The sequence below is a fragment of the Vibrio sp. R11-SG3-ISO3-SZ genome, assembly GCF_059834345.1.
Window position 1 is genome coordinate 1 of the sequence record NZ_JCBDGX010000092.1, and the last position, 14,293, is coordinate 14,293.

The following is a 14,293-nucleotide window of genomic DNA, read 5'->3' on the forward strand; positions in this document are numbered from 1 at the left end:
CTGAAGTGGTTGTCGCGGTAGTTGCGCATCGCCTTGGTGTCAGAGACGGCTTCGATTTGCTGCTCCATTTTGAGATATGCTGAAATATCAAGACCTTCCGCTTCGGCGACGGCTTCATGAATATTGCGATGCTGCTGGTAGGAAAAAGTCAGGGTTTTGTCTTCACCTTTGTAGGTGTAGAGGATGGTACGCGCCATAAATCTTCTCTATATAAGTCACTAAAGCGTGGAGGCTTTGGTTAGCATCCACGCTGGCAAATCGAATCGTGATGCGATCATAAGGATCGTCGTTAGGGTTAGATTCTGCCTTGGAGTGGGAGGATTGTCACGCTTTCACCCACTTTAACCGTATCAACGCTGGGTGAAATCTCAATCAAACAGTTAGCTTCACTCATTGAGCGCAAAATGCCGGAACCCTGACTGCCAGTGGTGGCGACGCACAACTGTCCGTTGGCATTGATGTGATAGATGCCGCGGCTAAACTCGGTGCGACCAAGGCGAGAGCGTAAATTCTCAGTGGCAATGGCGGGCACCTTGAGTGGCTTCCAGCCGGTTTCGCCCTGCATCTTTCTCAGCGCAGGTTCAACAAAGTTAATGAACGACACCATCACAGCAACCGGGTTACCGGGCAAACCGAAAAATGGGATACCTTGCACTTGACCAAAGGCCAGAGGTCGCCCCGGGCGCATATTGATGCGCCAAAAATCGATGCTGCCTAATCGCTCAAGCGCCAGTTTGATAAAGTCGGCATCGCCGACGGACACGCCGCCAGAGGTAATAATCACATCGGCTTGGTTGGCCGCTTCAGCAATCACTTGTGTCATGGTTTGCTCATCATCCTCAATGATCCCTAAATCGATGATGTCGCAGCCTAACTGGGTAAGTAAACCAAACAGTGTAAAGCGGTTCGAGTCGTAAATGGTGTTGGCTTGCGCCGCGCAGCCTGGGGCTTGCACTTCATCGCCAGTGGAGAATATCGCCACTTTAAGACGGCGGTAAACCTCGCATTCGGCAAAACCGAGTGACGCCATCATACCCATCTCCGGCGAGTTGAGGCGCTGACCCGCATCAAACACCGCGCTGCCGATGTTTAGGTCTTCCCCGGCCATACGCACATTCTGGCCAGCTTTAATGCTCGCGCCTGCAAAGGTGACATTGTCACCGTCTGTTTGCGCTTGTTCACGCATCACCACAGTGTCGGCGTTGATTGGCACCGGAGCGCCAGTCATGATTTTGACCGCTTGACCAGGTTCGAGTGGGCGATCGTAGCTCGAACCTGCCAAGACTTGCGCCACAACCTGGTAGTGGCTGCGATTAAGATCGTCGCCGCGAATGGCAAACCCATCCATCGCTGAATTGGTGTACGCTGGTACATCGATCGGTGAGGTGACCGGTTTAGCCAATACGCGTTGGTAACTGCTCTGGATGGAGGCGGTTTCACGCTCTTCAATCGGGCTTACCGCGGCAAGTATGTTGGCTCGTCCTTGCTCAACCGAGAGAAACGCTGGCGAGAGGGCGTCGCAACTGGCCGGTGTGGATGCGCTTTGTTGGATACTTTGTCGGACGTGTTGTTGCGAGCTCTGCACAATATAGTCTTGAACAAACTGCGCAATACCATCGAGGTCATTGATATTAAGTGTGGGTAGCGAGGTGTCGAGTGAGTCGCTGTCCGAGGCCACGGCGATAATGTTGCTGTCCGTCGGGTATAGCCAAGGTTTTCCTACCGCTTCACGATGCAGTTCGATTTTGTTGAACGCAATGTTCTTACAGCCTTCCACCAAAATGACGTCGAGTGCGCTGCGATCGAATCGTTTAAGCAAATAGTCAAACTGCGCTTCTGCTTGCGGTGTTTCTGTCATCAGAGCGTAGCGATTGTGTGAAGCGATTAGCATTTGGCTGGCGCCCGCTTTACGGAGTCGGTAGCTGTCTTTACCGGGTTTGTCGACGTCAAAGTTGTGGTGCGCATGTTTGAGCATGCCGACGCGCAACCCTGCCTGGGTTAGTTTGGGCAATAAGGCTTCAAGTAGGGTAGTTTTTCCTGTGCCTGAGTAGGCAGCAAAACCAAGCACTGGTACGCCAAGCTCGGCATAAAACGATCTATTCATGAGGTAAGGTGTCCAAAACGCTGCAATTCTTCAGGGGTATTGAGATTGACAAAACAATCGGGCGAATCACTGAAATCGACCCATTTGGTCTGACACTCTTGGTAGAGGAGGATGATTTTGCGATCGCCTCGGCGTAAGAACGCCTCAAGCCTTGGCAGAACGGTGGTGTGAAACAGAGTAAAGACCGGTTGCAGATGATCGCCATCATGGGCGACCAAGATTTCAACGCCATCGTCAATCGCCTCACAAAAACGTTCCACCAGATCGAGATTGATCATCGGGCTGTCACACGGTACAAATCCTACCCAAGGGGATGAGGATTTCGCCAGTGCATAGTGAAGGCCGGCATGAATGCCACCGAGTGGTCCGGGGAAGTCTTTGAATTGATCCTCAAAAACCGGCGCCATCTGCCCGTAACGCTTAAGGTTGCGGTTGGCATTAATAGCAATCTGGGAGGTTTGCGTCGCAAGACGTTGGTAGACATGTTCAATCAACGGTTTATCGCTGAGCGTAATCAGCCCCTTGTCTTGTCCACCCATTCGGGTTGCTTGCCCACCCGCTAAGATAACCCAACTAGTTTGCGTTGGATGAAGCATAGTTATTCTCTTTTGCTTGTTCTGAAATGACGTGCAGCAGCGGCGATTCGATTAGCGTTGTCTTTTTAATCCACCACTGCTTACGGCACAAATTGGTTAGGGCATTTTGCTGGTGACTGGTGACGACGATACTCGAACCTCGATCTAATAAATCCTTCGCCATCAATACCAAACGCTCGATAGACGCTTGGTCGAGTGAGGCGCTCGGTTCATCCATTAACAGAATCGACGGTTTCAGAATCCACGCTCGAGCCATCGCCACTCGCTGCTTTTCACCACCTGAGAGCACCGAAATGTGCTCATCGGCCAAGGTTTCTAATCCTACCATGCGCAGCGCTTGAATAACTTGCGCTCGCTTGTCTTTTGCCGTTGCTTGCTGAAACTTTATCCCATACACCACGTTTTGATAGACGCTACCATCAAACAGATAAGGAGACTGATGCAAATAGATAACGTCACTGCGGCCAAGCCTTGGGAAGAGGCGTTGTAGCCAGTGATCGTTTTGTGCCAATACTTGACCTGTAGTGGGCTTGATTAAGCCCGAGAGAATTTTAAGCAGTGTCGTCTTACCGACGCCGTTGGCCCCTTTAAGGTAGATGGCGTCATTAGGGCCAATCGTCAGACGAGGAATGTGAAACAGCACTCGGTCTTTAAAGCGCATCGACAATTGGGTCGCGTTAAGTTTGATGGTCATAGTCGAGCCTTATTGATTTCTAAGATGGCCTTTGCCACGCATCGAAGTGAGTACAAAATTCAACGCCAGCGCCAAAGTAAGCAACACAATCCCCAGAGCTACCCCTTGCGCGAATGCGCCTTTATGGCTCTCCATCGCAATAGCGGTTGGGATGTTTCGTGTGATCCCCATGATATTGCCGCCAACCATAGTAGAACAACCCACCTCAGTCACAATCCGTGAGAAGGCCGCAATCGCCGCCGCCAGCAGAGGAAAGCGGGTTTCCCAAATCATGGTGGCGATGATACGTGGTATCGAGGCGCCAAGGGTGACGGCGGTTTCCACTGCGCGGCGATCGCTCGATTGAAGCGCGCCATGCATCATGGACACCATCACAGGAAAGCCGATCAGCATTTGCCCAACCACCATCGCTTTTTGGGTAAACAGCATTTGCCAATCGCCCAGTGGCCCCGCGCGTGACAGCAGCATATAGAGGAGCAGACCGATGACCACCGTTGGGATAGCCTGTAGAGTATTGACGATCGCAAGCAGCAGCCATTTGCCCGTGAACTCAGTATAGGCAAGCAAAAATGACAGCAAAATCGCCGGTAACAATACAATCGAAATAGCGCTGAGAGAGACGGAAAAGGAGACCGCAACGATCTCCCACAGCTCTTGATCAAAGTGAATAAGTAACGCTAGCGCTTCTAGCGTCGTTTGCCAAACGGTCATCGACGATCAGTTCTTCTCTGCATTGGCAACAAACAGTTGCTGGTTGTTGAGTTTGAACTCATTGATCAACGTTTGCCCTTGAGGATTAACCAACCAATCGCTGAACGCTTTTGCGCCTTGGTAATTAATACTCGGGTAGCGTTTGGGATTCACTAGAATCACCTGATAAGGGTTAAACAGCGCTTGGTCGCCTTGGTAAACGATGCTCAACTCAAGCTTGTTATTATACGCCAACCAAGTGCCACGGTCGGTCAGGGTGTAGCCTTGCATTTCATTGGCCATATTCAGTGTCGGGCCCATACCTTGGCCTACCGAGCGATAGCCACCAAAGTTAGGTTCCATCTCGGTTTGTTGCCAAATGCCAAGCTCTTTTTTGTGCGTGCCTGAGTCATCGCCTCGAGAGACAAAAGTCACGCCTGATGTTGCGATCGCTTTGAATGCATCCATCACGCTCTCTTGCTCACTGACTTTGGCCGGATCGCTGTCTGGGCCGACCAAGACAAAATCGTTGTACATTAACGCGCGAGGCAGCACGCCGTAGCCTTTGTTGACAAATGCTGCTTCGGCCTTGGGGGCGTGGGTCATCACCAAATCGACATCGCCGTTCTCGCCCATCTTCAGTGCTTTTCCTGTTCCTGCGGCAATCACGTCGACGCGATAGCCACTTTCTTGCTCAAACTTGGGCAAAAGGTAGTCGAGCAGTCCTGAGTGATAGGTACTGGTCGTGGTGGCTAAGCGTACATGCGAAGGTGAGTCGCTTGATTGCGCGGAGTAACTGACGATGGCTAAAGACGCCGATAGGGCGACGAGTGAGGTTGATTTCATGCTAACTGTCCGTAATTGTTATTGTCTTTATGGTTGCTCTCAAAAAATGAGGCGTGATCACTAAAATAGAATACGCTTAGTATGCAATTCAAATGCCATTGAATCATCTTATATATTTCAATAAGTTAGATTAGCGCAACGTGAGGTGGGACAAATTGTCGCACATAAAATAGGGCGAAAAGACCATTTGTTGATACACTCAAGCGCAATGATACCCAACACAGACACTGCGGTTATGCCAAGCTCACTCGATATGCAAAAAGCCAATCAATACCATGCCTTTTCGGTTCTTGTCGTTGACGATGAAGAGGGCATGCAGGCGATATTAAAAAAAGCCTTGAGTAAATGGTTCACGCGCGTCGACTGCGCCGGAAGCATTGAAGAGGCAGAGGGACTGCGCAGCCAACACCATTTTGATCTGATCATTCTCGACATCAATTTGCCGGGAAGATCCGGGATTGAGTGGGAAGAAGCGTTTGATGACGATGATAAACGTGCCGATGTGATTTTTATGACTGGCTATGCGGATCTCGATACAGCAATCAGCGCGTTAAAACTCGGCGCGTCTGATTTTATTCTCAAACCGTTTAACTTAGAACAGATGCTCGCCGCGGTGCAGCGCTGTATGAATAAGCGTTTGGCAGAGCGTCATCAATACGCGCTGAAGCGCGATGTTGCGCGGCACATCAAAACCGACATTGTCGGTGGCTCAGAAAAAACCAAGCAACTGAAACAATTGATCGCTCAGTTTGCGCCGTCTCGCGCTTCTGTACTTATTGAGGGTGAATCGGGTACGGGTAAGGAGTTGGTCGCAAGGGGGGTTCATGAAGCCAGTCAACGCAGTGGGCCGTTTGTGCCGGTGAACTGCGGTGCGATTGCACCTGAGTTATTAGAAAGTGAATTGTTCGGCCATACCTCGGGCGCGTTTACCGGTGCAAAGAAGAACCGAGAAGGTCTGTTTCGCGTGGCCAATGGCGGCACACTGTTTTTAGATGAAATTGGTGAGATGCCGCTCTCGATGCAATCGGCGCTGCTGCGGGTACTCGAGCAACGAACCATACGTCCGGTCGGTAGCGAGCGAGAGATCACGGTGGATGTGCGCGTTGTAGCCGCCACCAACCGCAACTTGCAAGAGGAGGTCGAAAAAGGGCAATTTCGCGCGGACCTCTATTATCGCCTCAATGTACTGAAAATCGACGTCGCGCCACTTCGTCAGCGTAAGCTCGACCTGATTGAGTTGATCCCCTTTTTCACGCGCATGTTGGCCTCTGAGCTTGGTATGCCCGATCCTAAGTGGGCGCATGAAGACATCGTCGCACTGAACGATTACGATTGGCCCGGCAATATTCGTGAGTTGAAAAACGTCATCGAGCGCTGCATTTTGCTCGGTAAGCCCCCAGCGCACTATTGGCGTGAGACCGACACTCTGCCTGTGCACAGCGCGATCAGTGTCAATGTGTCGACCGGCAGTGAACTGATTGACTTTGGTAGTGATAATCCACCCACCGGTTACCCCAATAACTGGTCACTTAAAGAGGTAGAAAAGGCGCACATTTGCCAAGTGGTCGAGTTGCATGACGGCAATAAATCGGCAGCGGCGCGCGATTTGGGTGTGGCGAGAAAAACGCTTGAACGCAAGTTTAAAGAGTGGGAAGACTCCGACCATGTCTAATCGCCTCAGCTATAAGTGGCGACGCCGTTTTCAGAGTATGGTGCGCTATCGGTTGATGTTTTTGACCTCCGCGCCTATCGCTCTGACGTTAATTGCCTTGATTGGCATTACTATCTACTGGTCTATTCAATACACTTGGCAGAGCGCGTTGGTGGATGTCTCTGAGCGACTTGGCGTGGCCAACAACAGCATCGAACTGATTCAAGAGAAGCAAGCCAATCACGTTAAAGCCTTTGCTGATTCTTACCAATTTCGTGTGCGTTTATCCAAGCGTCTCTCTCTGCATCAAAACAACGCCGATTTTATTTCATGGGTGGCGAGCAAAAAGCGCGATTACCAACTCGATTTTTTGCGATTTCACAGTGTCGATACGATTGAAGATAAGTTCCGTTTTCTTGATCTCACGCGGCGCGAATCCTTTTTTGACCTGTTGTCAAAACAAGAGCTTGAGATGCTCGGCGGCGATCTGAAAAATCGCGCTCAAGTGCCCATTCTTGGCAGTGACGATATTGTTAGAGAGGGGCTGATCAGTCGTACTGTGGTGCCGATTCATGATGATCAGGGCGATCTGATGGGATTTCTAGACGGCGGGTTACTGCTCAACAACAGTACCGTTCTGGTCGATCAAATTCGCGATCTCATTTATCCAACCAAACAAGATGCCTTAAGGCCGGTTGGCACCTTGACCCTGTTTCTTGATGATATCCGCGTCAGTACCAATGTACCGCTCGATAGTGAAGACCGCCTCGGCCGCGCCATCGGCACGCGCGTGTCTAATGAGGTGCGCCAAAGCGTGCTTGAGGACGGACAAGAGTGGGTCAATTTGGCCTTTGTGTATGACGCTTGGTACATCACCGCCTATCAGCCACTGCGCGATCAATACGATAACGTGATTGGCATGCTGTATACCGGTTACTTGCTGTGGCCATTTGTCATGACCTACATGACCAACATTGCTGAGGTGTCGATCATTACCGTGCTGCTTCTGATCGGGTCTGGGGTGATGGTCTATCGCGGCTCGCGCGATTTGTTCAAACCTATCGAGCACATTCACCGTGTCGTCAAATGGATTCAACTGGGTAAGGAGACCCGCATTGGCGATTTAGGGCTTGACGAAAACCACGAGCTGGCGCAACTGGCCAAGCAATTTGACAATATGTTGGACTTGCTTGAGAAACAAAAACGCCAGCTCGAGATGGCGGCGAGCGAGTTAGAAGGTCAGGTGCGTCAACGCACGGCCAGTTTAGAAGAGAAGACGCAACAACTGGAGCTGCATATCCAATTACTCAACCAAACCCGCGATAAGCTGGTGGTCAGGGAGAAGCTGGCGGCGCTCGGGGAGTTAACCGCGGGCATCGCGCACGAGATCAACAACCCAACTGCGGTGATCCTTGGCAATATTGAGTTGATTCAATTTGAACTCGGTCAGGAAGCCCATCGAGTCAACGATGAAATAGTGGCGATTCACGGTCAAATTGATCGGATCCGAAATATTACTCGCAGTTTGTTGCAATACAGTCGACAGGGCGGCGTGCAAGACGAAATCACCTGGCAGCATGTTAATCCCATCATTGAAGAGAGCATTACCTTAGTCAAGACGGGCAGTAAAAAGCGCCAAGTGACTTTTGAGACCGAGCTTTGTGCACACACGCCGGCTGAAGTGAATCGACATCATCTGCTGCAAATCTTGGTGAACCTACAGATGAACGGCATTCATGCGATGCAAGGGGAAGGGACGCTGATCATTCGCAGTCACGATTGGCAAGAAGAGGGGCAGATCCTTGGCGTCGTGATTCAAGTCGAGGATCACGGCTGCGGCATCAAGCCAGAAAATGTAACGCGTATTTTCTCGCCTTTCTACACCACCAAACGCGAAGGCACTGGCCTTGGGCTGTCGGTCTCGCAAAGTTTACTTAGCCAAACGGGCGGCGAGATCTCAGTCACATCAACACTAGGAAAAGGCAGCTGCTTTAGTCTTCACCTGCCATGCAAAGCAGATAACGGTATCAAGGTCGCCACCCTATAAAGCATCACACGACAGGAAAAGCGGTAAAAGGCTTGCAGTTGCCGCCTTGAGCAAGTAGTGTGGCGCCGTTTTTAACGGTTTCAAAAATAAGGTAACGATTGTGATATCCACCAACAACATCACGCAGCAATTTGGTGCTAAGCCGCTGTTTGAAAATATCTCGGTAAAGTTTGGCGAAGGTAACCGCTATGGCTTGATTGGCGCGAATGGATGTGGCAAATCAACCTTTATGAAAATCCTCAGTGGTGAGCTAGAGCCAACGGGCGGTAACGTCAGCTACGACCCGAACGAGCGCGTTGCTAAACTGAACCAGGACCAGTTCGCCTACGAAGAGTTCACTGTGATTGATACCGTGATCATGGGTTACAAAGAGCTTTGGACGGTGAAAAAAGAGCGCGATCGTATCTACGCTTTGCCAGAAATGACTGAAGAAGAAGGCATGCTGGTGGCCGACCTGGAAGTTCAATTTGCTGAAATGGACGGTTACATGGCCGATGCCAAAGCGGGTGAATTGCTACTCGCAGTGGGCATTCCTGAAGAGCAACATTACGGTTTGATGAGCGACATTGCCCCAGGCTGGAAACTGCGTGTGCTGTTGGCTCAGGTACTGTTTGCTGACCCGCACATCATGTTGCTTGACGAACCAACCAACAACTTGGACATCGACACCATTCGTTGGTTGGAAGAGACGCTAAACCAGCGTAACTGCACCATGATCATCATCTCGCACGACCGTCACTTCCTCAACTCTGTCTGTACCCACATGGCGGATCTCGATTACGGCGAACTGCGTGTCTACCCGGGTAACTACGATGAATACATGATGGCTGCCATGCAGGCGCGTGAACGTCTACTGGCCGACAATGCGAAGAAGAAAGCGCAAATTGCCGAGCTGCAAACCTTCGTCGCGCGCTTCTCTGCCAACGCTTCAAAAGCTAAGCAGGCCACCTCTCGCGCAAAGCAAATTGATAAGATTCAATTGCAAGAAGTCAAAGCATCAAGCCGTCAAAACCCGTTCATCCGTTTTGAGCAATCAAAAGAGCTGTTCCGAAATGCATTGGAAGTGGAAAACCTAAGCCAAGGTTTTGAATCCATGCTATTTGAAAACTTCAATGCGATTTTTGAAGTGGGCGAACGCGTCGCGATTATCGGTGAAAACGGTGTGGGTAAAACCACGTTGCTCAACACGCTTGCTGGCGTCCTTGAGCCGAAATCGGGGACTTATAAGTGGTCTGAAAACTCAAACCTTGGTTACTACGCCCAAGATCATGCGCATGACTTTGAAGAAGACATGAACTTGATGGAGTGGATGGGTCAATGGCGACAAGAGGGTGACGACGAGCAAGTGATTCGCAGCTTCTTAGGCCGTATGTTGTTTTCACAAGATGACATCAAAAAGTCCGTCAAAGTGCTTTCTGGTGGTGAACAAGGCCGCATGTTGTTGGGTAAATTGATGATGCATAAACCCAACATGTTGTTGATGGATGAGCCTACCAACCACATGGACATGGAATCGATCGAATCACTCAACAATGCGCTAGAGCAATACAAGGGCACCTTGTTCTTCGTCTCGCACGACCGCGTCTTTGTTGACTCTTTGGCGACACGAATCATCGAACTCAAAGACGGTAAGATCACTGACTTCAAAGGCACTTACGCTGAGTTCTTGAAAGCCAAAGGCATCGATGGCTAATGGACGATCCCTAGGATGACATCATCAATGCCATCCTAGATGAATGATAACGGCCGCTTCAGGTACTCTTTCGATAGAAAGCATCCTGAGGCGGCCGTTTTTGTAGGTCGCGTTGATTGATGTTGCTTAGAAGATTTAGAGTCTTAACGCGTCCCGCTACTCGTTTCCCCTTTGACATCAAACACCATTTTTTGCGCGCCGGTAAAGACCTGAAAACGAAGCCCTTTGGCGCGCGCAATGGTGGTGATGCCAAACTGCTCAGCAAGCTCTAACCCCATTTGCGTGACACCAGAGCGCGAGAGCAGAACAGGAATGCCCATTTGCGCGACTTTAATCACCATCTCAGACGTCAAGCGACCCGTGGTATAGAAGATTTTATCCTCGCCGGACTCTTGATTGATCCACATCTCACCCGCCAAGGTGTCTACCGCATTGTGCCTGCCTACATCTTCGACAAAAGAGAGCACTTGATCGCCCTGACAAATCGCGCAGCCATGCACCGCGCCGGCTTTTTTGTAGGTATCATTGTAATGGGTGAGCGCTTCTAGGGCTTGGTAGGTGGCGCTTTGCTTGATCGAGATTTGCGGGACTTGATACCCCTCCAGTTGCTTCATGACATTGCCATACATGGTGCCTTGACCGCAGCCCGACGTGACCGTCTTTTTCTTTAGCGCACCTTCAACGTGTTCAATATCCTCTTTGGTTACCACCGCAGCGGTGTGCGTTTCCCAATCGATGATCACCGACTCAATCGCGTCCGGGTCAGTGAGGAAACTCTGGTTTTTCAGATAACCCAATACTAACGATTCGGGTCTTGAACCGAGTGTCATCAGCGTGACCACTTCTTTCCAATTGAGCATCACAGTCAACGGACGCTCACAGGCGATCTGCTTAACGAGTTTCTCTCCGTACTCGTCATAAACGTCGACTTCAATCGTTTGCTGAGGGTTGGGTTGGGTTTTAATGATGTTGGGTTTCACGTCGACACGGCCTTTCGCATGGGTTTGTATTGTTGTTGAGACAAACATATAGCAATTTGCGTTCCTAAACTCTAGTGAGATCAATATTTAGAATACTCAACCTCATTAAGTACGATCGATGTGCACTCTGTTGTCTATGTTATTAGAGCGACTGAGGCATCGTGTCTCTTTGCGCACACATCAACGCTAGGTACGATATTTGCAGAGCGTTATTTTACTGTTCGTTCTTCAAGACTCGTCTTTTAAGAAATTAATAGTGGGTCTTGTCAGGCGAATAGATAATACGAGCGCCATTCATTTTCTCGAATGGGCTGATAACAATGATACGCTGGTGAACCATGTCAAACTCAATACATCGAATTAAAACCGAGGATAGCTGGCCCATCGCGAGCCGATTGGTGTCGCATGAAATTTCAACTGGGATTTGGTCAACCACCCAATGGCAACTCAAGGAGTTTGAGCTCAACCCCACCTCCGGTGAGCCATTTGTTAGCACGCTGCGCTTATTTAAAGATGAGCGCACGGACTATCGATTCAACTTAAGCGCTCAGCAACCCAAGCTATTCTTAATATTGGATGTTATGGAAAGCGATGAAACGCCAAAAATCGTGATGATCACTGCTTCGCAAAGTGTTGCGGGGCAATACATGGATGGCGATTACCTAGTGCTTTCCAACGCCATGCCACTGCCCGTCCAAGCGTGGATGGAAGCGTTTATCGGCCGACACGGCGAGCTACTCGAAGTGAGACGTAAGAAACGCAAAGGAGCAGGGCGCGCCAGTGGCAAGTAATTTTTTACAGCGTTGGTCCCAGCGCAAACTCGAGGACGTGAGAGAGGAGGCTCAACCTGTCTTACCGTCCGATTCAGAGGCGCAAGATTCGAACGATAGCGGAGCACAGCCGTCGACCAGTGGTGTTGAGGCGAAGCAAGATACGTCAGCGCCGGGTAGTTCGTCACATCATTCTCTCGATAAGTCCTCTGGCGACATCGCCGCACTATTGTCATCAGATGTAGAGCAGAGCATAAAAAAGCTCGCGCTAAGACAACTGTTTCAATCCGGCGCCTTTAGTGAAGTCGATAATCTCAATGATTACGATCATAACTTTAAGGCGGTCAAGAGCTTATCCAGCGATGTGGTGAGTCAATTGCGTGACTGGATGGGTGAACAAGATAAGGCATCCACCAGCGACCCGATAGAAGAACCGTCGCAAGCAGACACGTCATGCTCTGATCTTGACACGCATTCGGATGAAGAGCTCCCAGAGATCGCAGATCCCGTTAATGTGAGTGGGACAAAAGATCCCACATTGTAATAAGGGACATTTTGACCAAGAGATAAAGAAAAGGTGAGACAAATTGTCTCACCTTTTTTTATGGTCTTTAGCTGATCAGCACTAACTGTTTATAAAATAGAGCTAATTTACTGATTAATTTGAAATTATTTTTTGGTATGGCATTTGCTTTGTTCTGTTCCATCAAAATAAAACGATAATAAAACACTGGAACGCAGCAATGCATGATCACACACACGTGAGCAGTTACCCGGCGCAAGGTGGGGGAGGTCAACACCTGCCTAGCGAACTTGGCTTAAGGCAACTGCTCGAACAAAGTCAGTCAATCAATGGCCTAGCACGCGCCGCCGCCATTCAAAGCACGGTTGAGCTTGCCAACCTCATCCCACCCACCGTCAGTTATGAAAGCCAAGGCGATACGCTGATCATTGGCCCAACCGCCATTATCGAGAGCGCTGCCGAGCAGTTAACTATGATGGGCAGCGTTACTTTGCTTTCTACCGACGGAGAAGCGGGCACACATCCATCCCTTTACTTTACTCGCAGCGTGCGAGTAAGTGGGTTTCTCGGCGCATTTGAGGTGATGATCGAGAGTCAAGGCGGCGAAAGCAATCTCGCTGCTGCAACACTGGGCCGCAGTCAATTCGATATTGTGCTTGATCTCTGCTTAAGCAGTTGCATGAGTGAAGAAGTGCCGGTGCCGGGTTATTACCCTGTAGGCCGAGGTTACCCCAAACTGACTCAAGCGCTTGAAGAGATACCGACCTTAAAAGGCACCTTTGATAAGCCTAAATATTTTCGTCTCGATACCGACTTGTGCGCGCACAGCTCACGAGGTGTCAAAGGGTGTGAGCGCTGTGTCGATGCCTGTCCGGCAGGCGCACTTTCCAGCCAAGGGAGTGAGAAAACGGGGCATAAGATAGAGATTAATCCGTTTCTCTGCCAAGGGGTTGGCACCTGTGCAACCAGCTGCCCGACGGAAGCGATTCATTACGCGCTACCTAACCCGACACAAACGCAGACGTTTGTTGAGCGTCTATTGGCCAACTACCGCAAGCACAACGGCCAAGCGCCCGTCCTTCTATTTTGCAGTGAACGCCATGAAAGTTACAACGTCATAGCGCTTAAGCAGTTACCTGACAATGTTATTCCCGTCGAGTTGGAAGAGATCGCCAGCGTCGGTATCGATACGTGGTTTGCAGCATTGAGCAATGGCGCTTGCCAAGTGTTGTTTGCCGTCAGTCAGCACATGCCACAAACCATATTGCGCGTACTCAATAGTGAGATTGACACTGCTCAACGCTTTCTTGCGCAACTAGGGATTGATACCTCGCGTATTGAGCTACTCTATATCGAGTCACTGCGCAGCACGATACCTCAGTTGATCACCGAGCCGTTAAGCATCTCTTTGGGTGAGATCAGTGGCAACAAACGTCAGCGTCTGTTTAGCTGTTTAGATGCCCTCGCGCAGCACTACCCGCCAAGCCAGGTTATCGCCGATGTTCCTGCTCATGCGCCTTATGGTCAAGTGAAGTGTGACAGCACTAAGTGTACCTCTTGCATGAGCTGCGTGGCGGTGTGTCCGACGCGCGCCTTACATACCGACGGTCAATCGCCCTCTTTGCAGTTTGTCGAGCAAGATTGCGTGCAGTGCGGCTTGTGTGAAAAAGCGTGTCCAGAGAGCGCGATTGAGTTCGAA

The 14,293-nt window shown here is 50.2% G+C and carries 13 protein-coding genes; 6 read left to right on the top strand and 7 right to left on the bottom strand.

The genetic code is table 11. The features are described 5' to 3' along the window. The 6 genes from AC6R1O_RS12195 to AC6R1O_RS12220 all read right to left on the bottom strand — a co-directional run. On the bottom strand, positions 1 to 197 hold a 197-nt coding region (locus tag AC6R1O_RS12195; protein ID WP_500657123.1), incomplete at its 3' end, for a DUF2960 family protein. 98 nt (positions 198 to 295) lie between these two features. Beyond that, a complete protein-coding gene (locus AC6R1O_RS12200; protein WP_500633361.1) occupies positions 296 to 2,104 on the bottom strand; it encodes a bifunctional molybdopterin-guanine dinucleotide biosynthesis adaptor protein MobB/molybdopterin molybdotransferase MoeA in 1,809 nt (602 codons plus the stop codon). Then, positions 2,101 to 2,700 (bottom strand): molybdenum cofactor guanylyltransferase MobA, encoded by a 600-nt coding sequence (gene mobA, locus AC6R1O_RS12205; protein WP_500633362.1) that lies wholly within the window; start codon positions 2,698 to 2,700, stop codon positions 2,101 to 2,103. The genes AC6R1O_RS12200 and mobA overlap by 4 nt, the downstream gene beginning before the upstream one ends. Next, a complete protein-coding gene (locus tag AC6R1O_RS12210) occupies positions 2,678 to 3,394 on the bottom strand; it encodes an energy-coupling factor ABC transporter ATP-binding protein (RefSeq protein WP_500633363.1) in 717 nt (238 codons plus the stop codon). Before AC6R1O_RS12210 ends, mobA begins: the two co-directional genes overlap by 23 nt. Before the next feature lie 9 nt (positions 3,395 to 3,403). Beyond that, positions 3,404 to 4,105, bottom strand: a complete 702-nt coding sequence (locus AC6R1O_RS12215; protein WP_487901941.1) for an ABC transporter permease — start codon at positions 4,103 to 4,105, stop codon at positions 3,404 to 3,406. Between the two features lie 6 nt (positions 4,106 to 4,111). After that, positions 4,112 to 4,930, bottom strand: coding sequence for an ABC transporter substrate-binding protein (locus tag AC6R1O_RS12220; RefSeq protein ID WP_500633364.1), 819 nt, complete (start codon positions 4,928 to 4,930; stop codon positions 4,112 to 4,114). A 235-nt stretch (positions 4,931 to 5,165) separates the two neighbouring features. Here AC6R1O_RS12220 and AC6R1O_RS12225 point away from each other — a divergent pair, with 235 nt between their 5' ends. The 3 genes from AC6R1O_RS12225 (at position 5,166) to AC6R1O_RS12235 (ending at position 10,321) form a co-directional block, all read left to right on the top strand. Next, the gene (locus tag AC6R1O_RS12225; RefSeq protein ID WP_334555331.1) at positions 5,166 to 6,602 is read left to right on the top strand and encodes a sigma-54-dependent transcriptional regulator; all 1,437 of its coding nucleotides are present in this window, start codon (positions 5,166 to 5,168) and stop codon (positions 6,600 to 6,602) included. Then, positions 6,595 to 8,628, top strand: coding sequence for a sensor histidine kinase (locus AC6R1O_RS12230; protein ID WP_500633365.1), 2,034 nt, complete (start codon positions 6,595 to 6,597; stop codon positions 8,626 to 8,628). Before AC6R1O_RS12225 ends, AC6R1O_RS12230 begins: the two co-directional genes overlap by 8 nt. Before the next feature lie 100 nt (positions 8,629 to 8,728). Then, the gene (locus AC6R1O_RS12235) at positions 8,729 to 10,321 is read left to right on the top strand and encodes an ABC-F family ATPase (RefSeq protein ID WP_500633366.1); all 1,593 of its coding nucleotides are present in this window, start codon (positions 8,729 to 8,731) and stop codon (positions 10,319 to 10,321) included. 143 nt (positions 10,322 to 10,464) lie between these two features. Here AC6R1O_RS12235 and AC6R1O_RS12240 read toward each other — a convergent pair whose 3' ends face one another. Further along, positions 10,465 to 11,349: a formate dehydrogenase accessory sulfurtransferase FdhD gene (locus tag AC6R1O_RS12240; RefSeq protein ID WP_500633367.1), complete on the bottom strand. Its 885-nt coding sequence runs from the start codon at positions 11,347 to 11,349 to the stop codon at positions 10,465 to 10,467. A gap of 290 nt (positions 11,350 to 11,639) precedes the next feature. Here AC6R1O_RS12240 and AC6R1O_RS12245 point away from each other — a divergent pair, with 290 nt between their 5' ends. The 3 genes from AC6R1O_RS12245 to AC6R1O_RS12255 form a co-directional block, all read left to right on the top strand. Then, positions 11,640 to 12,092 (top strand): DUF3305 domain-containing protein, encoded by a 453-nt coding sequence (locus tag AC6R1O_RS12245; RefSeq protein ID WP_500631090.1) that lies wholly within the window; start codon positions 11,640 to 11,642, stop codon positions 12,090 to 12,092. Continuing rightward, complete coding sequence (locus tag AC6R1O_RS12250; protein WP_500633368.1) at positions 12,082 to 12,615, top strand: DUF3306 domain-containing protein; 534 nt, start codon at positions 12,082 to 12,084, stop codon at positions 12,613 to 12,615. The genes AC6R1O_RS12245 and AC6R1O_RS12250 overlap by 11 nt, the downstream gene beginning before the upstream one ends. A 199-nt stretch (positions 12,616 to 12,814) precedes the next feature. Continuing rightward, a partial coding sequence (locus AC6R1O_RS12255; protein WP_500657124.1) for a 4Fe-4S dicluster domain-containing protein occupies positions 12,815 to 14,293 on the top strand: 1,479 nt, incomplete at its 3' end.